19 protein-coding genes and 1 tRNA gene are annotated in these 23,578 nt (G+C 45.6%); 9 read left to right on the plus strand and 11 right to left on the minus strand.

The genetic code is table 11. The annotated features are described in order from the left end of the window. Nucleotides 1-114 precede the first annotated feature (114 nt). The 3 genes from DXD25_RS12385 to DXD25_RS12395 all read right to left on the minus strand — a co-directional run bounded on the left by DXD25_RS12385 (nucleotide 115) and on the right by DXD25_RS12395 (nucleotide 1,988). Entirely contained in the window at nucleotides 115-645 is a 531-nt protein-coding gene (locus DXD25_RS12385; protein ID WP_089545023.1) for an RsmD family RNA methyltransferase, read from the minus strand. 64 nt (nucleotides 646-709) lie between these two features. After that, complete coding sequence (locus tag DXD25_RS12390; RefSeq protein ID WP_089545024.1) at nucleotides 710-1,522, minus strand: DUF3822 family protein; 813 nt, start codon at nucleotides 1,520-1,522, stop codon at nucleotides 710-712. After that, complete coding sequence (locus DXD25_RS12395; protein ID WP_187360479.1) at nucleotides 1,506-1,988, minus strand: hypothetical protein; 483 nt, start codon at nucleotides 1,986-1,988, stop codon at nucleotides 1,506-1,508. Before DXD25_RS12395 ends, DXD25_RS12390 begins: the two co-directional genes overlap by 17 nt. 179 nt (nucleotides 1,989-2,167) lie before the next feature. On the opposite strand from DXD25_RS12395, the gene DXD25_RS12400 reads away from it, so the two are divergent. The 4 genes from DXD25_RS12400 (at nucleotide 2,168) to DXD25_RS12415 (ending at nucleotide 7,910) form a co-directional block, all read left to right on the plus strand. Then, nucleotides 2,168-3,685 (plus strand): ATP-dependent RecD-like DNA helicase, encoded by a 1,518-nt coding sequence (locus DXD25_RS12400; protein ID WP_117663779.1) that lies wholly within the window; start codon nucleotides 2,168-2,170, stop codon nucleotides 3,683-3,685. Between the two features lie 184 nt (nucleotides 3,686-3,869). Further along, nucleotides 3,870-4,982, plus strand: coding sequence for a GDP-mannose 4,6-dehydratase (gene gmd / locus DXD25_RS12405; protein ID WP_117663780.1), 1,113 nt, complete (start codon nucleotides 3,870-3,872; stop codon nucleotides 4,980-4,982). A gap of 33 nt (nucleotides 4,983-5,015) precedes the next feature. Further along, the gene (locus DXD25_RS12410) at nucleotides 5,016-6,224 is read left to right on the plus strand and encodes a GDP-L-fucose synthase (protein ID WP_117663781.1); all 1,209 of its coding nucleotides are present in this window, start codon (nucleotides 5,016-5,018) and stop codon (nucleotides 6,222-6,224) included. Between the two features lie 126 nt (nucleotides 6,225-6,350). After that, nucleotides 6,351-7,910, plus strand: a complete 1,560-nt coding sequence (locus DXD25_RS12415; RefSeq protein ID WP_147327910.1) for a hypothetical protein — start codon at nucleotides 6,351-6,353, stop codon at nucleotides 7,908-7,910. Nucleotides 7,911-8,021: 111 nt separating this feature from the next. Here DXD25_RS12415 and DXD25_RS12420 read toward each other — a convergent pair. The 6 genes from DXD25_RS12420 to DXD25_RS12445 form a co-directional block, all read right to left on the minus strand. After that, nucleotides 8,022-8,103, minus strand: a tRNA-Tyr gene (locus tag DXD25_RS12420). Between the two features lie 205 nt (nucleotides 8,104-8,308). Continuing rightward, nucleotides 8,309-9,685, minus strand: coding sequence for an ABC transporter substrate-binding protein (locus DXD25_RS12425; protein WP_370453422.1), 1,377 nt, complete (start codon nucleotides 9,683-9,685; stop codon nucleotides 8,309-8,311). Nucleotides 9,686-9,687: 2 nt separating this feature from the next. After that, a complete protein-coding gene (locus tag DXD25_RS12430; RefSeq protein WP_117663783.1) occupies nucleotides 9,688-10,482 on the minus strand; it encodes an ABC transporter permease in 795 nt (264 codons plus the stop codon). Nucleotides 10,483-10,505: 23 nt separating this feature from the next. Then, nucleotides 10,506-11,291: an ABC transporter permease gene (locus tag DXD25_RS12435; RefSeq protein WP_153090256.1), complete on the minus strand. Its 786-nt coding sequence runs from the start codon at nucleotides 11,289-11,291 to the stop codon at nucleotides 10,506-10,508. A gap of 23 nt (nucleotides 11,292-11,314) precedes the next feature. Further along, nucleotides 11,315-12,715, minus strand: a complete 1,401-nt coding sequence (potA, locus tag DXD25_RS12440; RefSeq protein ID WP_117663784.1) for a polyamine ABC transporter ATP-binding protein — start codon at nucleotides 12,713-12,715, stop codon at nucleotides 11,315-11,317. A gap of 133 nt (nucleotides 12,716-12,848) precedes the next feature. Then, nucleotides 12,849-13,391: a hypothetical protein gene (locus DXD25_RS12445; protein ID WP_117663785.1), complete on the minus strand. Its 543-nt coding sequence runs from the start codon at nucleotides 13,389-13,391 to the stop codon at nucleotides 12,849-12,851. A gap of 302 nt (nucleotides 13,392-13,693) precedes the next feature. Between DXD25_RS12445 and DXD25_RS12450 the strand changes: the two genes are divergently transcribed. Both DXD25_RS12450 and DXD25_RS12455 read left to right on the plus strand, forming a co-directional pair. After that, entirely contained in the window at nucleotides 13,694-14,359 is a 666-nt protein-coding gene (locus DXD25_RS12450) for a SprT-like domain-containing protein (protein ID WP_117663786.1), read from the plus strand. Nucleotides 14,360-14,424: 65 nt separating this feature from the next. Beyond that, nucleotides 14,425-14,925: a thioredoxin family protein gene (locus tag DXD25_RS12455; RefSeq protein WP_117663787.1), complete on the plus strand. Its 501-nt coding sequence runs from the start codon at nucleotides 14,425-14,427 to the stop codon at nucleotides 14,923-14,925. A gap of 79 nt (nucleotides 14,926-15,004) precedes the next feature. On the opposite strand, the gene DXD25_RS12460 is transcribed toward DXD25_RS12455, so the two are convergent. Both DXD25_RS12460 and DXD25_RS12465 read right to left on the minus strand, forming a co-directional pair. Further along, nucleotides 15,005-17,143, minus strand: a complete 2,139-nt coding sequence (locus DXD25_RS12460) for a M3 family metallopeptidase (RefSeq protein WP_117663788.1) — start codon at nucleotides 17,141-17,143, stop codon at nucleotides 15,005-15,007. 643 nt (nucleotides 17,144-17,786) lie between these two features. Further along, nucleotides 17,787-18,356, minus strand: coding sequence for an RNA polymerase sigma-70 factor (locus tag DXD25_RS12465; RefSeq protein WP_117663794.1), 570 nt, complete (start codon nucleotides 18,354-18,356; stop codon nucleotides 17,787-17,789). Between the two features lie 126 nt (nucleotides 18,357-18,482). On the opposite strand from DXD25_RS12465, the gene DXD25_RS12470 reads away from it, so the two are divergent. From DXD25_RS12470 to DXD25_RS12480, 3 genes are all read left to right on the plus strand, one after another. After that, on the plus strand, nucleotides 18,483-19,499 hold the full coding sequence (locus DXD25_RS12470) for a FecR domain-containing protein (protein WP_117663789.1): 1,017 nt from the start codon (nucleotides 18,483-18,485) through the stop codon (nucleotides 19,497-19,499). Nucleotides 19,500-19,751: 252 nt separating this feature from the next. Further along, on the plus strand, nucleotides 19,752-23,039 hold the full coding sequence (locus DXD25_RS12475; protein WP_370453423.1) for a TonB-dependent receptor: 3,288 nt from the start codon (nucleotides 19,752-19,754) through the stop codon (nucleotides 23,037-23,039). Between the two features lie 18 nt (nucleotides 23,040-23,057). Next, nucleotides 23,058-23,543 (plus strand): RagB/SusD family nutrient uptake outer membrane protein, encoded by a 486-nt coding sequence (locus tag DXD25_RS12480; protein ID WP_117663791.1) that lies wholly within the window; start codon nucleotides 23,058-23,060, stop codon nucleotides 23,541-23,543. The last annotated feature ends 35 nt before the right edge of the window (nucleotides 23,544-23,578 follow it).

A 23,578-nucleotide genomic window follows, 5' to 3' on the forward strand; every position in this document is an offset into this window, starting at 1 on the left:
GCTCCATACGCCCTGAAAGGGCAGAAGCTCCTAGCCCAGGGCATCGCCCTGGGTAGCCTTGTATTTTCCCCTTTCGCCCTGAAAGGGCAGAAGCTTTAAAACAATCAGCAGATTTTATCTGAATATCGAGAAGTTTACGCTTCCGTAACTTCTATGCTCCAGGAATCGCGGATGGTCGGAGAAATCGTAGTTCTTGCCATGCTCGAAAACGAAGATGCCCTCTTCGTTGAGAAGGTCGCCATTGAGTACGAGGTCTGGAATCTCGGGAAGTTTCTCCAGCGCATATGGCGGATCGGCAAAGATGAAATCGAATTTCTGCTTGCAGGTTCTCAGGAAGCGGAATACATCGCCGCGAATCAGAAGATCCCTGTCTTCGCCCAGTTTCTTGAAACACTCGCGGATGAAGTTGGCATGGTCGCGGTCGGCCTCTACGCTGATCACTCGGCTGCATCCACGGGATACCAGTTCCAGCGAGATGCTGCCTGTGCCGGCAAAGAGGTCGAGGGCTGTGGCATCCTCGAAATCGATGTAATTCTGCAAAACATTAAAGATGTTCTCCTTTGCGAAATCTGTAGTTGGTCGCGCCTTGAACGAACGTGGTATGTCGAAGTGGCGACCCTTATATTGTCCTGTTATGATTCTCATAATTAACTTTTAACTATCAACTTTTAACTATCAATTTTTAAAATCAGCTTTTAACAATCCACTCCTACTTGCTTAAGTAGAGCGTCAGCAGATCGAAAGGCATTCCCTTGATTTCCGTGATGGGCGCACGATTGAACTCGGCACTCGGATTCAGGAGGAAGGTCTTCTTGACATAGAGCTTGGCATTGTAGAGGAACCAATCCTTATCCGGAATATCGCCCGAAACATGCAGCTCATCCTGCATCTGCTGCAATCCCAGCTGCTTCCATACGAAGAGGATGAAGTAGAGTGCATCCTTGGCATGATCAGCCTGGAAGGAATTGTAGAACTTGAATCTGTTTTTCTCGAAACAGAAGATGTCCACCTTCTTGTCGTGGAAATACGCATAGAGCTTGTGGTAGATACCCGTGAAGCTGCGCTTGTGCAGATAGTTCCACATCGGCTGCATGATAGGAGTGAAGCGCACATCCTGGAAGTTGTCTTCTATCACCATCTTCAGATCCTTGTTGATCGGGAAAACGGCCACCACATTCAGATTCGGCTGCACCCTGTAGAGAATGGCATCGCTGTGGCTGCCCGTGAAGGCATGCTGATAGAGCACGGTGAGGTCTTCCTCGTGGAATTCCTCGATAGGTACCAGCAGGATAGGCGTATCGATATAGACACGCACCTTCTGATAGCCGCGCTGCAGGAGTTCGCTTTCGCCGAAAGCCTGTCTGAGGTTGGCTGCAATCGATACACCGCTTTTCACAGTGTAAGGTTCGTATATCAACTGGTGCTCGGCTTCACGATCTACAACCGAGAAGCTGAGTGTATTCTTGCTCACACGGATGGTGAGTCGTGCTTGCTGTGTTCTTTTTTTACCAATTACTTGCATTGTCGTTGTCTTTGGTGATGTCTCCGATCTTTAATCCAGGAAAGTTGCCGGCATCGGAAGCTTTTTCTGTTACCTGTTGAATCGCCTCCTCGTTGAGACCATCGAGATAGTCTTCGTAGGTGGCTCCACATTCCATCAGCGGAATCTGCTTTCCGCTTTTATGGATAATGGTAGTGGCGGCGAGCGAGAATTTCCTGCCATCGGAATAAGGGATGAGGGTATCCTCAGCCTTGAGATACTTTGCCTTGATGAGGACAGCGAAATCGCCGGTATAGACTCCGTGCTTCGCCCTGTATCTTTCTTCGGCAGAACGGATGAGCATCAGTTTCTCCTTCACCTCGGCTTCGCGGTTCGCCATCTGTTTCTCGAAGATGAGAGGCTGGCTGATGCTGAGAGCGCAAAGCAGCATCATGATAATGACGCAGGCACCCAGGATGGCATTATTGTTTATTTTTCTTAATTTCATTCTCATTTCAAAAAGTATTAGTACTTTTGCATTGCAAAGATAATGCAAACGAGCGCAATGTAAGCTTGCTTACAGATTGCCGAGTGCAGCTTATCTTCTGCAAAGATAATGCAAAACGGAGACAACGCAAAATATTTGGTGTTGAAATTATTAATTATTAAAGGATAAATAACAAATTGATGATAATAGACGAGCTAAAATATAAGATATTGCAGCAATTTGGCTTTCCGCCAACCCAGGAACAGGCACATGCCCTGGAGGTGTTTGCTGAGTTTCTTACCGATAGAGATCCGCATGCCGTGATGATTTTGCGAGGTAGTGCGGGTACGGGTAAGACAACGCTCTCGGGTGCCATCGTCAGGACTCTGAAGGAGATTCGCCAGAAGGTGATGCTTCTGGCACCTACGGGTAGGGCTGCGAAGGTTTTCTCACTGAACAGCGGTTCGCCTGCCTATACCATTCATCGCCGTATCTATCGTGAAAAATCGTTTTCGGGGGTGGAGGGACAGTTTAATCTGAATGATAATCTCTATACCGATACGCTTTTCATGGTAGATGAGGCGTCGATGATAGCCAATATGGGATTGGGAGGGATGAGCTTCGGAAGCGGATGCCTGTTGGATGACCTGGTGCATTTCGTGTATCAGGGACGTAACGACCGCTTGCTGCTGATAGGTGACAAGGCGCAGTTGCCTCCTGTTGGCGAGGAGGAATCGCCAGCCTTGCATGCGGCGATGCTGGAGGGATATGGACTGAAGGTGTATGAATGTGATCTGAACGAGGTGCTCCGACAGAGCGAGGAATCGGGTATTCTCTATAATGCCACGATGATCAGACAGATGATTACGCATGATGACATTACCCAACTTCCGAAGATTCATTTCGCTGGCTATTCGGATATCAAGCCGATGCCTGGAGCCGAACTGATAGAGGCTCTAGCCGACAGTTATCACCATGTAGGTCTGGATGATACCATCGTGGTGACCCGCAGCAACAAGCGTGCAAACATCTTCAATCAGGGCATCCGCAATATGGTGCTGGATAGGGAGGAAGAGCTTTCGCAGGGCGATATCCTGATGATTGTGAAGAATAATTATTACTGGATGGAAGAAGAGAGGAAGAAGATAAAGGAAAAGGAAATTGAAGAACGAAGGGTGAAGAGCGAAGGCACAGAATCTGGAACTGCTACTCATAAAGTTCAAAGTAACGATATTCCTGCTTTTCTGGCGAATGGCGATCGGGCGAAAGTGCTGAAGGTGCGCCGCCGCATTGACCTCTATGGCTTCCGCTTTGCCACGTTGCTGCTCCAGTTTCCCGATTACGGCAACTATGAGCTGGAAGCTACGGTGCTGCTGGATACATTGACGAGCGAGGCACCTGCTCTGACCCATGAACAGCAGGAGCAGCTCTTCCATCAGATAGAAGAGGATTATCAGGATATTCCGCTCAAGGCAGATAGAATGAAGGCAATCCGACAGGATCAGTTCTTCAATGCCTTGCAGGTGAAATTCGCATACGCCGTAACCTGCCACAAGGCCCAGGGCGGACAGTGGGCGCATGTGTATGTGGATCAGGGTTACATGACGGATGATATGCTCAATCCCGACTATATCCACTGGCTCTATACCGCCTTTACGCGAGCTACGGAAATGCTGTATCTAGTGAACTGGCCGGAGACACAGACGGCTCTTGAGTAGAATCTCATCCCTCTCTGGCTTAGATTCAGATGGGTATAGCTTCGTTTCAAATAGTTTCAATCTTAGGTTCAAACCGGTTCAATGTTAGAGAAAATGGTAAATAAATGACAGAAAGTTTGATAGTCTGAGAAAAAAGTAGTACTTTTGCAACGAATTTATTAATTTATCATATATAAAGAAGTAAATGGAAAATAGAAAAGTAGCTTTAATTACAGGTATCACAGGTCAGGATGGCTCTTACTTAGCCGAATTGTTGTTGAGTAAGGGGTATGATGTTCACGGAACAATCCGTCGCTCATCTACCGATTATCGCGAGCGCATCGCACATTTGGAGGGTACCCCAAACTTTCACCTTCATTACGCTGACCTCGGTGACTCTATGAGCATCATCCAGGTGATGAACAAGGTGAAACCAACCGAAGTTTATAACCTCGCAGCTCAGAGCCACGTACAGGTGAGCTTCGACTCTCCTGAGTTTACAGCCGACGTAGATGCAACAGGTGTGCTCCGTATCCTGGAGGCTATCCGCCAGTGCGGTTTGACCGAGACCTGCCGTATGTATCAGGCTTCCACATCTGAGCTTTATGGTAAGGTAGAGGAGGTTCCTCAGAACGAGAACACTCCATTCCATCCTTATTCTCCATACGCAGTTGCCAAGCAGTATGGCTTCTGGATTGTCAAGGAGTATCGTGAGGCATACAATATGTTCTGCTGCTCTGGTATCCTCTTCAATCACGAGAGTGAGCGCCGTGGTGAGACTTTCGTAACCCGTAAGATTACATTGGCTGCAGCCCGTATCAAGCAGGGCAAGCAGAGCAAGCTTTATCTCGGTAACCTGGATTCACTCCGTGACTGGGGTTATGCCAAGGATTACGTAGAGTGCATGTGGTTGATTCTCCAGGCTGAGAAGCCAGAGGATTTCGTGATTGCAACAGGTAAGCAGCACTCTGTAAGAGAGTTCGCACAGCTGGCTTTCCACCACGTAGGTATCGAACTGAAGTGGGAAGGCAAGAATGAGAACGAGAAGGGTATCTGCGTTGAGGGTCCTGAGGAGCTTATCGGCAAGACTCTCGTTGAGGTTTCTCCAGATTTCTATCGTCCTACCGACGTGGTGAACCTCTGGGGTGACCCAACAAAGGCAAAGGCTAAGCTCGGCTGGAATCCAAACACCACCTCTTTCGAAGATCTCGTCAAGATCATGGTAGAGAGCGATATGGCCAAGGTGGCTGCCGAGGCTGCCGGTGAGAAGGTTCGCTGCAACCTCGTGGAATACTTGGAGAAGGGTATTGTTAAGTAATAGTTAACGGTTGATAGTTTACAATAATAATCAATGTTATCAAAAGATTCTAAGATTTATATAGCAGGACACCATGGACTCGTGGGTTCTGCTATCTGGAATAACCTCGAGAAGAGAGGCTATCACAATCTGGTGGGTCGTTCTCACAAAGAACTCGACTTGACCGACCAGTATGCAGTAGAGAAGTTCTTTGATGAGGAGAAGCCGGATGCTGTGGTCTTGGCTGCAGCCTTCGTGGGCGGTATCATGGCGAATTCGCTCTATCGTGCCGACTTCATCATGCAGAATATGAAGATGCAATGCAACGTTATCAGCAATGCCTATTCTCATGGCGTGAAGAAGCTCCTCTTCCTGGGCTCTACCTGCATCTATCCGAAGGATGCACCGCAGCCAATGAAGGAGGATGTGCTCCTCACTTCTCCGCTGGAATACACCAACGAGGAATATGCCATCGCCAAGATTGCCGGACTGAAGATGTGCGAGAGCTACAATCTTCAGTATGGTACCAACTATATCGCTGTGATGCCAACCAACCTCTATGGTCCGAACGACAACTTCCACTTGGAGAATAGTCACGTGATGCCTGCGATGATGCGCAAGATCTATCTTGCCAAGCTCATCCACGACGGCGACTGGCACAGCATCGAGGTAGATATGAACAAGCGTCCTATCAATCCTACAGACAAGCTCCGTGCCATCATCGGCGAGGGCAATGTGGATGGAAGCAACTCTCATGAGCGCATCCTGAAAGCATTGGAGTTCTATGGTATCTATGATAATAAGGTAGTGCTCTGGGGAACCGGAACACCGCTTCGTGAGTTCCTCTGGAGCGAGGATATGGCAGATGCCAGTGTGCATGTGCTCCTGAATGTGGATTTCAAGGATATCATCGGCATAGAGAAGTATAGTTCTGTATTCTATGGTGCCAAGGTAGATGGTGCCGTGGATAGAAACAATTCAGAGGGTCGTGGTGGCGCTATCCCATCTCTCGGTGAGATTCGCAATTGCCATATCAATGTTGGAACCGGTAAGGAACTTACCATCCGTGAACTCTCAGAGCTTGTAGTGAAGGCTGTAGGTTTCGAGGGTGAGGTTGAGTTTGATGCCAGCAAGCCTGATGGAACCCCAAGAAAGCTCATCTCTGTAGATAAGCTTCATAGCCTCGGCTGGACTCATAAGGTTGAGATCGAGGATGGTGTGAAGAAGCTCTTCGAGTGGTATAAGAATAGTTTGAAAGACTAAATACAAAATATGGATAGGGAAGAGTAGCGACGGTTGGATCGCTGCTCTTCTTTTTGTAACTTGCCCACCCAGTTACTTAAAAAGTTTAATTTATAATAGTGTTGCGGAATTAAGGCTAACATAAATATGAAAAAGATTATTTTATTCTTGCAGTTGATCTTCTCGATAGGGATGTCAGCGCAGACGACTGTAGAATCAGTCCAAGTTGCGGATATGGATGAAGGTGCCCCCATCTGTGGCAAGTCAATAGATTTGCACAAACGCATTCTCCAGGCCTACAATTGCGATAGTACGCTCATCGTCTTCGCTTGTGATACCACTAAAAAAGGAAAAAATACCGATACTGGCTATCTCTATTCACTAGATGCCAATACCCTTGAAGTGCAATGGCAAAAGTCGCTGAAACTTTCTTTGTCAAAACTCTATGGCGTCTGTTCCAAGGGAGTGCTGCTCTCCTCCACTCTGAAAAGTACTGGCAAGTCGCTCTTGACCTTGTCTGATACCAAGACGGGCCGGTCGTTATGGACGCAGTATCTTTATCCTGTCTATTTCAATGATAGCTTGGATATCGTGATAGGACTAGAGAAAGTGGGAGGTAGCAAGACATACGCTTATCGCCTGAGCACAGGAATGCTGTTGTGGGATGCCGAGATTCCGATGACAAAGAACGTGGGATGGAAAGATGCTTGCATGGTGGATTCCACTCACCTGGTGGTTGTGGGGGATGCCATCAACGAGATCAACATCCATTCGGGTGAAATCAAGAAGGTGAAGGCTGTGACTGGCATCAGTGATACAAAGGGAATGATGGCTTTGGCATTGACCAATGTCTTGTCTGCGGCAGTCACCATCGGATTTAATTCTCCTTTTTATTATTATTGTTATAATCTTAATCCATATGTCATTACGGGCTTGACTTCCAATATCCTTCAGGTGGGCTCTGACTTGTATATTAGTGATAGAAAAAGCCTCTATTGTTTGGGAGCGGACAGTTTGCAAACACGCTGGAAGTATGATTTCCAGGACAAGGAGGCTTCTACGGCTCATCTTCTGCTTAGGGATGGCAAGATATTGATGCTCAATTACGGTTATGGCAAGAGTCTTATGAGAGGTACGGTGAAGTGTGGCAAGCCTTTCTTGGCTTCTTTTGATGCACAGACGGGAGATAGGAAGAAGATGTTTCCTTTATACGACAAGAAGCATATCATGAACGACGGAATGCTCACGGAGAGTGGTGTCTTCCTTGCTGGTTCCGACAAGACTGTATATCTGTCATTTGCTGATTCTGCTGTCATCAGCAAAGATTGGGATCGCAGTGCCAATGGGGCTTTGACTATGGTGTTGAGAAAACCATTCTATGCGTTTCATGGACTTGCACCAAAGCTGACTTTAGTGGAGGCATTCGACAAGGTGTGCCCGATGCTGACCAGTACCAACAAGCTTTTTGTCTTCAATGACAAGTTGGACATTCTTGAATCTTATGATCTCTACGAGACCTTCTCCGTTTGTTTCCGTTTGGATGATGTGCTTTGCATACAAAACAGGGATGACAAATCTAACTTTAGGCTGATTCATCCCGATGGTTCCTCTATCGGAAAACTGAAAGGCAAGCCTGTAGCCGCCCTGCTCAGAGGCAGAAATGTGCTAGCTGTATATGATAATCACCTTACAGTCTTTAGGCTGTAAGGTGCTTAGTGCCCTCTTATTACTGAAATTATGTGGATATATAAAAACAAAAAATCCGATTCTCATGATGAAAACCGGATCTTTATATCTTTGAGTTATTTTTGGGAAAAGTGGGTAGTGATGGATTCGAACCACCGAAGGCATAGCCAGCAGATTTACAGTCTGCCCCATTTGGCCACTCTGGTAACTACCCAAAAGCTTTTGATTTGCGAACTTTCTTTATTTGATAAAAGCTTTGTTCTTAAAAGCGAGTGCAAAGGTAGTGCTTTTTTTTCATTCCACCAAATTTTTCTGCATCTTTTTTCACTTTTTTCTCAAAAAAACTTCATTTTCCCCCTAAAAATAAGGCTTTTGCCCTTTCAGGGCGTGAGGGGTATGAGCTTTTATCCTTTTACTTTTTACCCTTTTATCTTTATAATGTGGTGTCTGCGATGCTTTCTCGACAATCTTCTGTGCTTGTAGTGCTCGATTTTCTTGATAGAAACGAAGACGGTTAAGCCCAAGACTACTGCCAGGAGGAAAATCACGATGCCGCCACCCAGGTTGTCACCCTTTACTTTTGACCACATATCCAGAACTTCCGGAGTATGGTCGCCGGCATCATGAATCATCGCACATCTTGCCACCACAGTGCTGTCAGGATACATAATCGGGTTGAGATGCGCCTTTCTGCCTTCCTCTCCGAAGAAATAAGCCAGATTCACAGTCTCAGGATAAGCCTCCCTGTCGCTCATCGCTTCGAAGACCTTCTTGCCCGCTATACTGCTCACATATCCCGTGGTTTCCATATTGGCGAGAGCCACATCCTCTCGGCAGAGATAGTTGATGAAGTAGGAAGCAGCCTTCGGATTGCGGGAATACTTCGGAATCACCCATCCGTCGAACCATACATTGCTTCCCTCCTTAGGAACTTCGTATCCCAGATCTACGCCCACTTTCCCGGCTTCTTCTATCGCCCAGACCGCATCACCGCTCCAGGTCATGTTCAGATAAGCCTTGCCTTTGGTCATCGTCTCCTTGCCGAAATCTGCTTCCCATCCCTCGATGTTCGGTTTCAGTGCTTTCAGCTGTTTCTCTACGATGGCAACTGCTTTTGGCGAATAATCGTTCATCAGTTCCGGAACGGTCACCTTGCCGGCAGCCAGTTCCTTGCGGTGCTCCCAGATCAGGGCGGTGCCGTAAGAATCGCGGTAGGAATCCTTCATCAGGAGCTTGCCACGATATCTGGGACTCCACAGCGTGCCCCAGGTCTGCGCATCTTTTATAGGTACGTGTACCTTATTATATAAGATGCCGCAGGTTCCCCACATATACGGAACGGCATAATTGTGGGCGATTCTGCCATGATTCGAGGTTGCATCAATCTGCTTCACGATGTAAGGCGACACCTTCTTGAGATAATTCGGCGTCTTGCCGAAAGCGGTGTCGATAGGCAGCAGAAGGTCTTTGCGAAGCATTCGCTCGATGATGTATTCTGATGGGCACACCACATCATAATCTTCGTGACCACGCTCAATCTTGGTGAGCATCACTTCATTGATGTCGAAGGTCTGGTAGATGACGCGGATCTTCTTGCCCGTCTGCTCCTCATACCATTTCGGAAATTCAGCAAGAATATCCTCATCGATGTAATCTCCCCAGTTGTAAACCTTCAGAATCTCCTCTCTGTTCTCCTTGTTGTAACAGGAAGAGAGCGGCAGAATCATCAGCAGGGTCAGGAAGAGAAAAGCAATTGTCTTAACTCCTTTAACTCCTAAAAATATCTTGTTCTTCATTCTTATTTCTTCTTGTTTTTATCCGAACGACGATTGATGATAATCAGCATCACGAGCACCAATACGAAGATGATCGTACTCAGCGGACGAAGTTCCGGCGTCAGACCTCCCTTTCTGGCATCGGCATAGATGAAGGTGGAGAGTGTCTCCAATCCCTCGTTTCCGATGGTGAAGATGGTGACGGCGAAATCGTCGATACTCATCGTGATGGCGAGCATGAAGCCCGAAATCATACCGGGCAGAATCTCCGGAATAATCACCTTGCGCAATGCCTGCATCGGAGAAGCACCCAGGTCGAGTGCCGCCTCATAGAGGTTCGGGTTCATCTGCTTCAGTCTAGGCATCACACTCAGGATGACGTAGGGCAGACAGAAGGTGATGTGAGAGAGAACCACCGTGGTGTAGCCCTGCGGAATGCCCAGCGTGATGAAGAGCAGGAAGAGCGAAATACCGATGATGATGTCGCCGTTCAGAATCGGGATATTGTTGACGAACTGGATGGCATTTCTCGCATACCGGTTTCTCAGATTGTAGATTCCGATGGCGGTGAGGGTTCCGAAAATCGTAGATACGGTGGCGGTGATCAGTGCTATGGTAATCGTATTGATGAGTGCCGCCGTGAGTGAGTGGTGGGTTCCCTCTACAAAGAGGTTCTTGTAGAGTTGCAGTGAGAAGCCCGTCCAGTTGCCCATCACTCTAGCCTCGGTAAACGAGAAGATGACGATGATGAGGATAGGGGAGTAGAGCATCAGCAGGAGCAGCCACAGATAGCCCTGGCAGAATACTTTCTTCATCATTTCCCTGGTAAATAGTGATTTTATCATCTGATACCTCCTTCCTGCTTACTGCCGTCGCCGGCGATGAGTGTTGATGCACCGATGAGGAAGAGCATGATGAGCGAAAGGGCTGCACCATAGTTCCACATCGAATTGTTGATGTTTTCCTGTATGGTGGTACCGAAGAGTTTGATGTTGTTCATCGTGAGCAGCTCTGAGATGGCGAAGGTTGAGATGGTTGGCATGAACACCATCAGAATTCCGCTTGCCACGCCCGGCATCGATAGGGGCAGTATCACCTTGTAGAACTGTTGCCAAGGCGATGCACCCAGGTCTTCTGCTGCCTCGATGTAGCTGCGGTCCATCTTCTGCAGCGTATTGTAGATAGGGTAAATCATGAATGGGATGAAGTTGTAAACCATACCAAACAGGAGTGCGCCCTCGCCCAGCGGAAGGTCGGCAAAGTCGAACAGTGCCACGGTGGCGAGTGTTCTTACCAGGATGTTCACCCACATAGGCAGGATGAAGAGCATCACGATGGTATTGGCATACTTCATCTTGGTCTGCGTGAGGATATACGCTGCCGGATAGCCCAGCAGGATACAGAGCAGGGTGTTGAGAAAGGCGATTCCGATGGAATACACAAAGGTATTGATGGCTTCGGGATGCGCCAGGAATTTCTGGAAATTATAGAGCGTGATGTGACCGTACTCATCGGTGAACGCGAAGAACACGATGAGCAGCAAGGGGAGCACCACGAAAATTGCCGCGAAGATGGCGTATGGAATCGACCAACTCTGTCGCGAAGAGATAAACTTAATGAGTTTCAATTTCTGATCTACAATTTTTTAATTTAAAAAGTAATATTCTCTCGAGAAATGGTGATTGCTACGTGGTCGCCCAGATCCCATACATCCTGTGTATCCACATAGAGTTTCTCGCCCCAGTCGGTGTCGATGGTCAGGTGATAGTGGTCGCCCTTGTAAAGGATGAAGCTGATGTCGCCCGTAAAGGTTCCTTCGCTCTCGTTGTCGAAGAGTTCGATCTTTCCGAAATCTACGTTGACATTGATCACTTCCTTGCCGTCTTCATCGGTATGAATCAGATTCTTCTTATCCTCCGGAATCTCTATCTGGTATTCGCAGCCCAGGAACTCGATGGTGCCGTCGCCATTCACCTTTGCTTTGAAGGTGTTGGTGGTACGCTCCTTTTTCATGATGTGGATGTTGTCGGGAATCACGCTCATGCCGATGGTCTGTCCCACCTCGAAATGCTTGTAGTTCTGAATCAGAAATTCGCAACCCTTGTCGCTTTCGGCAAGCATCTCGTAATGTACGCCCTTGAAGATGGATGAGGTAATCTTGCCGACAAACTGGGCGTGCTCTGTGTCGGTGCTCACCTCGATGTCTTCTGGTCTGATCACTACATCTACCTCCTGGTTGCATCCGAATCCCTTATCCACACAAGGAATCTCCGATCCGGCAACCTTTACCAGACAGTCGTGGATCATCGTTCCGCAGAGGATGTTGCTCTCGCCGATGAAATCTGCCACAAACGAATTGGCTGGTTCGTTGTAGATATCGGTCGGTGTTCCAATCTGCTGGATTTCTCCCTCGCTCATTACCACAATGGTGTCGCTTAGGGTCAGAGCCTCTTCCTGGTCGTGGGTAACATATACGAAGGTGATTCCCAGACGGTCGTGCATTTCCTTCAACTCCAGCTGCATGTCTTTTCTCATCTTGAGGTCGAGTGCAGCCAGCGGTTCATCGAGCAGGAGTACTTCCGGCTCGTTGACGATGGCACGGGCGATGGCGATACGCTGCTGCTGTCCACCCGAAAGCGAGTTCACATCGCGGTATTCGTAATCACTCATGTTCACCATTTTCAGGGCACGCTTCACCTTAGGCATAATCTGATCCTTCGGCGTGTTCTTGAGTTTTAAGCCGAAAGCGATGTTGTCAAATACATTGAGGTGAGGAAACAGGGCGTATTTCTGAAACACCGTGTTCACGTTTCGTTTGTAGGGTGGCAGGTTGGTAATGTCGTTGCCGCTGATGGTTATCACGCCTTCTGTGGCTGTTTCGAATCCTGCCAAGAGTCTCAGAAGAGTAGTTTTTCCGCATCCCGAAGGACCGAGAATGGTCATGAATTCACCCTTTCTCACAAAGAGATTAATGTTGTTGAGGGCTGTTTTCTCGCCGAATCTTTTCGACACATTTTGTATGTCAATGATGTGCTGTGCAGTCTTGTTCATTTTATCGTTTAAATTTGGCTGCAAAGTTACTCATTTTCGACAAGAAAATGCTATAAAAATACAAAAAAATAGCCTCTGCAAGTTACAATCCTGTTGCAGAGGCTAAAAAAGTTTGATATGGAGATACAGAAGTCTAAGCTTCTGCATATTTATTCGTAATATATACAAGATGGGCTGTGTTGTTATGCAGGGAATGTGCCTCGCCCATCTTCTTAAGGAGTATGGTAAGCTGTTCTATGCTTCTGTCGAAGTCATAGGTCTTCCATCTTGTCTTGAAGAAGAAACTCTTTGGAATGGCTAGATAGCTTTCAGCGCTCTTCCAGAAGAGTACAGAGTTTGTATTTGTGTTAATCTGCTGGCAGTCTGCATAGTTAATCACGTAGATATTCTTGTTGCTGCCAATGCATTTTGGGATATAGACGATGCGTCTGTTGGTGATAACCAGTCCCTCTGTTCGGTTGTTCCAAATAGAAGTATCGCGAGCCAGCAGGATAATCTCGTCCTGTCTCAACTTGAAGTTCTCTCTAAACATCTCCTCAACTTTGCCAGGAATGTCTAGGATGAAGCAATCTGCATCATTACTCTGATGAATGATCGAAACATCGCCATAGCGATGAGCGCGTACGCCTTCTTCGAAAAGCTTCGTACAATGAAAATCGTAATCGTATCGTTCCATAAGTTCTTCGTTAAAGATTATAAGTCATTTTATCATATTTCTGATAATTGTATTTGCAATAACATCTGTCTTCTGCTAAGTACCAATCATTTACTCTTTCTTGCCTCTCGTATAATATCTTTTTTTAAATAGCCGAGTGCAACGTCTCTTTGGCTGCAAATTTAAGGAAAAAAACGATAGGTTGCAAATTTTTAAGGGATTATTTTCAAAAAAGAAGGGAAATGAAACAAATTGAACCAGTTTGAACCAGTTTTTAGTGATTTGTTTTTGTTTTATGAGCAAAATGCTGTACCTTTGCCGCCATGATTGTAACAGTAGAATGGATGGAAGAGTGGTTTCGGTGTTTCGACCACGACTACTTCGGGGGCAAACTGCCCGTTCCGGAGTTGGGGCTGACCCGTGCCAAGACCCGTTTGGGACAGCTTGCCTACAAGCGTGCCACCCGATGGGGGCGCACCAAACTCTATGATTTCAAGCTTTCCATGAGTACGTATTACGATATGACCGACCGGCAGGCAAAGAGCGTCCTGCTCCACGAGATGATTCACTACATCATCGGCTTTACCGGTTTGAAGGATACGGCTCCTCACGGCATCGTGTTCAGGGGGATGATGGATAATCTGAATAGGAAATACGGTTGGGATATCCGGGTGATGACTTCCACCAAGGGCTGGAAGGTGAATGAGCGGGTAGAGGAGAGGCAGAAGGCGAAGGGACCGCAAACCTATCTGATGCTTGCCATCGAAATGCAGGATGGCAAGCATTATCTTTCGCGTGTGAATCCCAGCTTTGCCCGCCGCATCGAATCGAAACTGTCTCTGGTTCGCGAGCTCCGTTCTCATCGCTGGTACACCACCCAGGAGCCTTATTTTGAGGATTATCCGCAGGTGAGAAGTCTTCGGGGCAGACGAATCTCGAAATCCGATTTCGAAAAGCTTCGGAATGTGTTGACTCCATTCGAAATGTAAGTCCTGCGATGTATGATTGATAAAATGTATTGTATATAATGAATTTGGAAAAATAGAGATATCGTATGAAAAGAATGATTACCATTGCCTTCATGATGACGGTTGTCGTGATGATGGCGCATGCTCAGGGAGCATTGAAGAGAGTGTATAATGAGACTATCGACCCGATGACTCAGATAGACGAGGGATTGCAGAAGGCGAAGGCTGAGGGCAAGTTCGTGATTTGTCAGGTGGGTGGCAACTGGTGCCCATGGTGCCTGCGCTTTGCCGATTTCGTAGAGAAGGATACGGCGGTGAACAAGGCAGTGAACGATAACTTCGTGTATCTTCACGTGAATTACAATCCTCGCAAGAAGGAAGGCGATGCTTCTGTTGAGAAGGCTGCGCAGCTGATGAAGCGATTGAATTATCCTCAGCGTTTCGGTTTCCCAGTCTTCGTGGTTCTGGACGAGAATGGAAATGTACTCCATATCCAGGATTCCAGCTTCCTGGAGCAGGGCAAGGGCTACGATGAGCAGAAGACCCTCCGCTTCCTGAAGAACTGGACTCCTAAAGCGGTGAAGTAGTTGATAAAGCTTTATATAAGAAAAAAGCGTCCTCCTGATTTTTTTGGGGGGACGCTTTTTTCTTATATGATTTTCTTTCTTACAATCCTCTTGCCTTCAGGAAACCAGAGGCATCTGGTTCCTTCATACCCGTGAAATCGGTGAACATTTCCATCTGATCCTTGGTGTTACCACGGCTCAGAACCTTGTCGCGGAAAGCCTGACCGATGGCTGGATCCAAGGTACCGTGCTTAGCAAAGTAATCTGCCACGTTTACGGCGAGCACCTCTGTCCAGAGATAGCTGTAGTAACCGGCAGCATAACCGCCACCCCATACGTGATTGAAATAGGTGGTAGAGTAGCGAGGAGGAATCTGGGAATTGAGCAGACCTACATTGTTGAGGGCTTCCTTCTCGAACGCACCTGCCATATATGGAGATGGAATCTCATCTGGTGTCAACTCGTGCCAAGCCAGGTCGAGGCAGGTAGCTGCCAGGTTCTCGCCCAGCGAATAGGCTGGCTGGAAGCTGATGCTCTTCAGCATGCGCTCCTTCAGATCTGCTGGCATCGCTGCACCGGTCTCAGTGTGACGGGCGTAGTGATCGAAGATTTCAGGTATGCTGGCAAATGATTCGTTAAACTGTGATGGCATTTCCACGAAGTCGCGGGCTACAGCTGTACCAGAAAGGGTATTGTAACCGCACTTTGACAACATGCCGTGGAGAGCGTGACCGAACTCATGGAACATAGTACAAACCTCATCCCATGTAATCAATGTAGGCTGACCCTCTGGAGCCTTGGCATTGTTGCATACATTATAGATGATAGGCAACTGTCCCCACTTGTCGCTCTGCTTGGCGAAGGCACTCATCCAGGCACCTCCACGCTTGGTAGGGCGACGGAAGTAGTCGCTGTAGAAGAGGGCGATAGGCTTGCCGCTCTTGTCGCTTACCTCGAATACCTTCATGTCTGGATGATAGGTAGGAATATCCTTGCGCTGCTTGAAGTTCAGACCATATACACGATGAGCAGCATAGAATACACCATTTATCTGAACGCTATCCACATTGAAGTAAGGCTTGATTTCATCGTCAGAGATATTGAGTATCTCCTTCTTCATCTTGGCAGAATAGTAGAAGCGGTCGTATGGCTGGAGCTTGAAGTCCTTGCCCTCGCTCTTCTGTGCGTAAGCTTCGATTTCGCGGGTCTCGGCATCTGCCTTAGGAGCGTATTCCTTGATGAGGCTCTGCAGGAAGTTGTTTACGTTCTTGGCTGTCTTTGCCATTGTCTTCTCCAGTGAATAATCAGCATAGGTGCTATAGCCCATCAACTGTCCCTTCTCGGCACGGAGCTTGGCTATCTCGGTTACGATAGGGAAGGTGTTGAACTTAGGATCGGTGCCGTCGGCACGGTGGATGCTTGCCATGTAAACCTTGCGGCGGAGCTCACGGTTCTGGAGATTGGTGAGGATAGCCTGCTGGGTAGTGTTCACGATGACAATGCAGTATGGAGCCTTGTTGCCCAGGCTTTCTGCGTCTTTCTTGCACTGTGCGATGTCGGCGTCGCTGAGTCCGGCAAGTTCTTCCTTGCTGTTCACCCAAACCACGGCGTTGTTGGTAGCTGCAGGAAGAAGATTGCCAAACTGCTCCTGGAGGTCTGAGATGCGTGTGTTGATCTGCTTCATGCGCTCCATTTTCTCTGGAGAGAGCAGGGCACCTGAGCGGACGAAGCCTTTGTAGATGACTTCGGTGAGTCGCTTGTCCTCGCCCTTGAGCTTGCTGTACTCATGGTCGTAAACATATTTAATACGTTCGAAGAGTTTCTGGTTGAATGAAATCTCGTTGTCGAGGTCGGTGAGCAAAGGCATCACCTTCTTCTGAGCCTCTGCGATTCCAGGAGTCTTGTGTGCGCTGGTAAGACCGAAGAATACATTGGAAACACGATCCAGCAACATACCGCTGTTCTCGTAAGCGAGGATGGTGTTCTGGAAGGTTGGCTTCTTCTTGTTGCTGATAATCTTCTGGATATTGGCACGCTGTTCCTTGATACCTGCTTCGAAGGCAGGGAGATAGTCGCTCTCCTGAATCTTGCTGAAATCAGGAGCGCCGAAAGGAAGGCTGCTCTTTACCAGAAGAGGGTTCTGACGGTTGCCGCCTGCATTCTGGGCAAACGATGAGGTTGGCATCTGCAAGAGTGTTGCAGCCAAACCGAGTGTAAGAAATGTCTTGTTGAAATTCATTATTTATTATTTTTAGTATTGATTTCCTGTTGTTTCTTGAAACTACTGTTTTCGAAACTGCTGTTTCTGAAACGTTGGTTTCGAATGCAAAAGTACTAAGAATAATTGAATCTCAGATTGTTTGCTGCTTGATTTAAGCTTTTTTATTTATTGGTGTATCTGTTCTGTTTTCGAAATAGTGGTTTTTAATACGGTTTGGAGAATTTGTTTTCTCTCAATTAATGCCACTATTACCACACTGCGAAATAATAGTTTGATATTTAGATGTTTAAGTGTAGCAATAAGGCTTGTTTCTGTTGCCACCTAATGTCACCTAATGCCACACGGTGGCAAGTAGGCAGATTAATTCCGGCAAGTATCGTAGGTTGTTGTAAGTAATAGGTTAAGTTGTTGTAAGTAATAGGATAAGCGATGGAAAACAATATGAGAAGTTGTCGGAGTATATAATGGTAGTTGTTGGAAGATATAATGTCTGTCTTTGGAACTGTTGCTTTCATAAACCGCACAACAGCTGTTGTGCGCTTGCATATCAGCTGTTGTGCGGATGCACATCAGGTGTTGTGCACTTGTAGCCCAAGTGTTGTGCAGTATCTGATAGGCTGATAAACTGATGGCTTCGATAGGGCGTATGGAGTAAGCGATATTAAACTAGAAGAAATGTAATAAGTGGGAGATAATCCTTTAAATCCTCTCTAAGCTGCTTAAGCGCTTTCTGGATTCGATAGTCAACGGTCTTGGTTGAAACATTCAAGCTCTCTGCAATCTCCTTGTAGCTCTTGTCATTGAAACGATGCATAATGAAGGCTTCACGATAACTCTCAGGCAAACGGTTAATGGCTTCGTGAATACGATTCGTCAGTTCATCAATTTGATAATCCTCAACGGTATCATTGCCTGTATAGTTTTTCCAATAGATGGTTTCAACACGCTGCTTAACTTCATTTTGTGCAATCTTATTCAGACAACGAGCATGAGTGGCACGGAAAAGGTATGAGGATAAAGAGGTATGAATATCAAGATCATCATGGTTATTCCACAACCATAAGAACAAGTCCTGAACAATCTCCTCCAAATCTTCATGCCCAACGTATCTATGTGCATAGGCGCACAATGGCTGATAATACTTTTTGAATAGAGTATCAAAAGCCTCCATGTTACCACTTGTCAATAGAGATAACAATTCTGAGTCACCTAAATTTATTAGATTTTCCATGCCGAATATGATTTTTGGAGGCAAAGTTAGCGTATTTTGGCGGAAATCCAAAAAAAAATGCAAAAAAAATAGTTTTTTGTTTAGGAACACTTGATTTTAAACTGTCATACTAATAAAAACGATAAAATGAATAAACAAGAAACTAACATAGAAAACCTCCTGCCTCGCTATATAGACGGGAAAACCAACCAAGCAGAATCCGCTATGGTAGAAAGCTGGCTGGCAGAGGATGAAAGCCACCGTGAAATATATGAAGCGGAGATGGCTCTGTTTCGTGACACTGAATCTCTCTTTGTCTTGAAAGATATTGATGTGGAACAGGCATTGGAAGCAACGCATGGTAAGATGCGCAAGGCTAAGATAAGGAAGTTGCTGCATTACCTGGAAAGAGTAGCTGCCATCATGGTAGTTCCTCTCTTGATAGTGATTATTGCTCAATTCTTGATGAACAATCATGCCAAAACACCAAGCTTGCTGACCATCCGTACAAATCCAGGTATGACTGCAGTGGCAACATTGCCGGATGGAACAGAAGTTACCTTGAATTCCAACTCAGTATTGACATACCCAGCTGAGTTTGTTGGGAAAGAAAGAAGACTAAGTTTGCAGGGAGAAGCTTATTTCTCTGTTACAAAAGATGCTGAGCATCCTTTTATTGTTTCTACCCCAAATGCTGCAGCTATCAAGGTATATGGTACCAAATTCAATGTAGAGGCCTATCCAGATGCCCCTACTATAACTGCCACCTTGCAGGAAGGAAGTATCGCTATGCTGTACAAGAATAAGATGCAAAAGGATTGTGAACAAAAGATTATTCCTGGGGAGAAAGTCATTTATTCCGATTTCAGCAAGTCTGTGAACGTAGAGAAAGCGGATGTAGAAGTAGCTATGTCGTGGATTTCCGGAAAACTCATATTCAGAAACACCTCCATAGAAGAAGTACTCAATACTCTGTCCAAGAGATATGACGTTGATTTCAAGGTAAAGAACAAAAAGGTATATTCCAATGCCTTCACTGGAACCTTGGAAAGACAGCGTCTGGATCGCATTTTAGAAATCCTGGCATTATCATCCGATATCAGATTCAAGTATATAAAGAATCCGGATATTTCTCAAGAACGTCAACTGATAGAAGTGTATTGATCAATAAACAACTAATAATTCATTTAAAAACAAAGTAATATGAACGAAGAATCTCCATGAAACCGGAAAAGAAAATGCAGAATGATACTGCCATATCATCCTGCATCAGTTTGAGCAATCATCATTTGCACAAAGCAAATGAATGTTTTATTTCTAAACCAATGCAAAATTATGAAATTTCAATTAAACAAAATGACTTTTAGTCACCGTGTAACGTTTTTTATGCTTTTTTGGCTAATGAACGTATTGTGTATGGTTCCAACCATAGCCCAAAAGGTACATGTTGATGGGAAATCATCTACTGTTCACCAAGTGATGACACTTATTGAATCACAAACCGGTTATAAGTTTTTCTATAATAATCAGGTTAATCTAAGCAGAATGGTGTCTATCAAGGCTAAAAATGAGAGTCTCACTTCTGTTTTAAAACGATTGTTTGACGGAACCAACGTTTCCTATAAGATCATCGACAAGACAATAGTCTTAAGTATAAAGGACCAAAAGAATAATAGAACTCCTACTCCTGCTAACGTTGGCTCTACGAAGAAAACAAAAATTACGGGTAAGGTAACAGATATAGAAGGTGAGCCTATTATTGGTGCAACCATACAGGTGGAAGGCGTTAAGGGTGCTGGTGCCATCACGGATTTGGATGGACATTTCAGCCTGGATGCTTCTGAAAATGCCAAGATTATCATATCCTATATAGGTTACACTACTAAAGAAGTAGCTGTAAGAGGGCAAAAGCAAATCCATGTTTCCCTGGTGGAAAACGTCAAGCAGATTAATGATGTCGTGGTGATGGCCTATGGTACTCAGACCAAGCGAGATGTCACGGGATCTATCGGAACCATTGATTTTGACGATTTAAGCGATATTCCGGCAGGACAATTTTCACAGAAAATACAAGGTAAGCTGGCAGGCGTACAGGTTAGTCAGGGGACAGGTATTCCTGGACAGGGAATGAGCATCAAGATTCGCGGAGCAGCCTCTCTTTCTACAGGTGCAACTCCTTTATATGTGGTTGATGGATTTCCTATTGTAGGTGATATCAACAACATCAACCCTAATGAAATCGAATCAATGTCTATTTTGAAAGATGCTTCAGCTACAGCACTTTATGGTTCACGCGCCGCCTTTGGTGTGGTTATGATTACTACCAAGAAAGGAAAAACCGGAAAGGTGAATGTGGATGTCAATGCCTACATGGGTATTCAGAGTGTTCCTCAGAAGGGACGACCTGACATGATGAATGGTGAAGAATGGGCACAGTTCAAGAAAGAATCTTATGAAGATTTAGGTGTGGCTGTACCTGAGGTATATCAGAATCCTGCCCAATATGGTAAGGGTACCGATTGGTATGATGCCATGTTGCGCAATGCCGTCATCCAGGATTACAATGTTGCTATACGCGGGGGATCTGAACGTTTTTCTACATCATTGGTATTAGGATACTTCAATCAAGATGGTGTTGTACTGAACTCAGATTACAATCGTTTTTCCATCCGTTCAAATTCAGAATTCAATATCAACAAAAAGGTGAAACTTACCTTTAGTGTAGCCCCAACCTATAGTTTTGAGAACCGACCATCTACGGATGGTGCATTCTTCAGTGGAAGCGGACTACTGGCTAATGCCGCCCTTACATCTCCTATCTTGAAGTATCAAGATGAAAACGGCAACTATCCTATTTCGGTAACAACACCCGGAATCACCTCTGTGGACACACCTAACTGGGTACGTTCCATTAGGGATATCAAGAATCGCCGCACCATCAAGCGACTTCTCGCCAATACTTCTTTGGAGGTAAAGCCGATTGAAGGTATGTTGCTCAAGACATCTTTGGGTACTGATATCGGTTCTGAATATCATTTCACATTCCAGCCGTCCACTGCAGGTAGAGCTTTTGCTGCGGCACCTAGCGCCATCAATGCCAATCTTTTTGATGCCAACAACAGATATTACTCCTGGTTGTGGGAAAATACAGCCTCTTACACCAAGACATTCGGAAATCATAAGCTGGATATTTTAGGAGGTTTCACTGTCCAGAGATTCAGAAGCGATTATAGTGCAATAAGTGGAAGCAATTTCGCAGACGACAGAGTTCAGACCATCAATGCAGCCTTGGTCAAGAACAATCCAACTCAAGATATTCAGGAGTGGAGCATGGTTTCTTTCCTGGGACGCATCAACTATAATTATAAGGAAAAATATCTCTTGAGTGCCAGTATCCGTCGTGATGGCTCATCCCGATTCGGCAAAGAGAATCGTTGGGGTAATTTCCCGGCTATATCTGCAGGTTGGCTGGTCAACGAAGAGAAATTCATGAAGTCATTGGATTGGTTATCCATGTTCAAGATCCGTGCCAGCTATGGAGTAACCGGTAACAATAATATCGGCAACTATACTCAGTATAATGTAATCTCCAATTCAAATGCGGTCTTTGGCTCTAACGTTGCCAGTGGCATTCGTGTAACTAACTTGGGAAATGTGGAATTAGGATGGGAAAAGACTACTGAGGCTGACTTTGGAGTGGATCTCTCTGTTTGGAATAATCGTATCACTTTCACTTACGACTATTACAATAAGACAACAAGAGATTTGCTTTATTCCCTCTCTGTACCAAGAGAATCCGGTTTTTCCAACTTCATGGGCAATGTCGGAAAGCTGAGATTCTGGGGACATGAGTTTAGTATCAACACCCATAATCTGACGGGTGAATTCAGATGGGATATTAATTTCAACATCTCCTTCAGCGACAACAAGGTATTGGCCTTGTCTGGACTATCAGACCAATTGGTTGCTTATACAGGTTTCGTTTCCACCATAACAAAAGTGGGAGGACGTATCGGTCAGTTCTATGGTATGATACAGGATGGAGTTTATAAGAATCAGGCAGATTATGACAACTCACCGAAAGCTGTGGATTCAGAGGTGGGTACCATCAAGTTCCGTGATGTAAATGGTGACAAGAAGATTACCTACGATGAAGTAGGTGGTGATAAGACGGAAATAGGAAATCCATTGCCAAAGTTTACCTACGGATTGGCCAATACATTCTATTATAAGAATTTTGATTTGGCAATTCTGGCGACTGGTTCCTATGGCAACAAAATTGCTACTCCAATGGAACAGGGTATGACCAACCTGGACGGTTTGTTCAACGTCTTGAAGGAAGTGAAGGACAGATGGCGTTCACCGGAAAATCCTGGTGCCGGAAAATATGGTAAGACAACAGGTGGTACAGGTAGAGAACGTGACCAGTTCCACTCCAGATATGTAAAGGATGGCAGTTATTTCATGATAAAGAACATTACATTGGGATACACTTTGCCAAAGAATTCCATTAAGTTTGTCAACTCGCTGAGAGTATATGCAAGCATCCAGCAGCCTTTTGTATTTAGCAAGTACAAGTATGGCAATCCAGAGGTGGGAACCAACTTTGATGGAAGTACCCCGAGTTCTTTGCTTCAGGGCATAGATTATTCAACATATCCAGTGCCTAGAACATTCACTCTCGGTTTGAACTTATCATTGTAACATTTAAACGACACAGTTATGAAATACTTTAAGATATTAATATTTGGCTTATTGTTTGCTTCTTGTGATAATTTCTTGGATATTCCATCCAAGACAACATTAAGTACAGATGTATATTACCAATCAAAGGAAGACTTTGAACAGGGACTGAATGGTGTTTATTCCATCCTTCGCAGCTTGTATAGCGGCAGTGACGGAGCTTGGGCGATGGGTGAACTCCGCTCTGACAACACCACTTATGCATTCAATCCCAATGACAGAGGTACAATCTCTGCTGAGTTTGTGAAGAATTTCCAGGATGATGCCAATAACTCTGTTTCCTATCATAAGTATGCAGATGATTACAGTATTATCTCCAATGCCAATTATCTGTTGGAAAATATCGATAATGTAAGTTTTGACCAGCAGGCTAAAAATAACATCAAGGGACAGGCTCTGTTCCTTAGGGCATTTGCATATTTTGATCTGGTACAGTATTTTGGAAAGGTTCCTCTTCACCAATAGTTCGTTAAAATTTGAGATAATGGCTAAGCAGCTTT

It is taken from the genome of Prevotella sp. TF12-30, assembly GCF_003436715.1.
Classification (GTDB): Bacteria; Bacteroidota; Bacteroidia; order Bacteroidales; family Bacteroidaceae; genus Prevotella; species Prevotella copri_A.

Excerpts from the sequence above, each read along its gene's own strand:
- DXD25_RS12480 (WP_117663791.1), top strand. The coding sequence starts at position 23,058 with ATGAAATACTTTAAGATATTAATATTTGGCTTATTGTTTGCTTCTTGT.
- DXD25_RS12395 (WP_187360479.1), bottom strand. The coding sequence starts at position 1,988 with ATGAAATTAAGAAAAATAAACAATAATGCCATCCTGGGTGCCTGCGTC.
- DXD25_RS12470 (WP_117663789.1), top strand. The coding sequence starts at position 18,483 with ATGAATAAACAAGAAACTAACATAGAAAACCTCCTGCCTCGCTATATA.
- DXD25_RS12465 (WP_117663794.1), bottom strand. The coding sequence starts at position 18,356 with ATGGAAAATCTAATAAATTTAGGTGACTCAGAATTGTTATCTCTATTG.
- DXD25_RS12410 (WP_117663781.1), top strand. The coding sequence starts at position 5,016 with ATGTTATCAAAAGATTCTAAGATTTATATAGCAGGACACCATGGACTC.
- DXD25_RS12385 (WP_089545023.1), bottom strand. The coding sequence starts at position 645 with ATGAGAATCATAACAGGACAATATAAGGGTCGCCACTTCGACATACCA.
- DXD25_RS12460 (WP_117663788.1), bottom strand. The coding sequence starts at position 17,143 with ATGAATTTCAACAAGACATTTCTTACACTCGGTTTGGCTGCAACACTC.
- DXD25_RS12455 (WP_117663787.1), top strand. The coding sequence starts at position 14,425 with ATGAAAAGAATGATTACCATTGCCTTCATGATGACGGTTGTCGTGATG.
- DXD25_RS12430 (WP_117663783.1), bottom strand. The coding sequence starts at position 10,482 with ATGATGAAGAAAGTATTCTGCCAGGGCTATCTGTGGCTGCTCCTGCTG.
- gmd (WP_117663780.1), top strand. The coding sequence starts at position 3,870 with ATGGAAAATAGAAAAGTAGCTTTAATTACAGGTATCACAGGTCAGGAT.
- DXD25_RS12415 (WP_147327910.1), top strand. The coding sequence starts at position 6,351 with ATGAAAAAGATTATTTTATTCTTGCAGTTGATCTTCTCGATAGGGATG.
- DXD25_RS12425 (WP_370453422.1), bottom strand. The coding sequence starts at position 9,685 with ATGAAGAACAAGATATTTTTAGGAGTTAAAGGAGTTAAGACAATTGCT.
- DXD25_RS12475 (WP_370453423.1), top strand. The coding sequence starts at position 19,752 with ATGGTTCCAACCATAGCCCAAAAGGTACATGTTGATGGGAAATCATCT.
- potA (WP_117663784.1), bottom strand. The coding sequence starts at position 12,715 with ATGAACAAGACTGCACAGCACATCATTGACATACAAAATGTGTCGAAA.
- DXD25_RS12390 (WP_089545024.1), bottom strand. The coding sequence starts at position 1,522 with ATGCAAGTAATTGGTAAAAAAAGAACACAGCAAGCACGACTCACCATC.
- DXD25_RS12400 (WP_117663779.1), top strand. The coding sequence starts at position 2,168 with ATGATAATAGACGAGCTAAAATATAAGATATTGCAGCAATTTGGCTTT.
- DXD25_RS12450 (WP_117663786.1), top strand. The coding sequence starts at position 13,694 with ATGATTGTAACAGTAGAATGGATGGAAGAGTGGTTTCGGTGTTTCGAC.
- DXD25_RS12445 (WP_117663785.1), bottom strand. The coding sequence starts at position 13,391 with ATGGAACGATACGATTACGATTTTCATTGTACGAAGCTTTTCGAAGAA.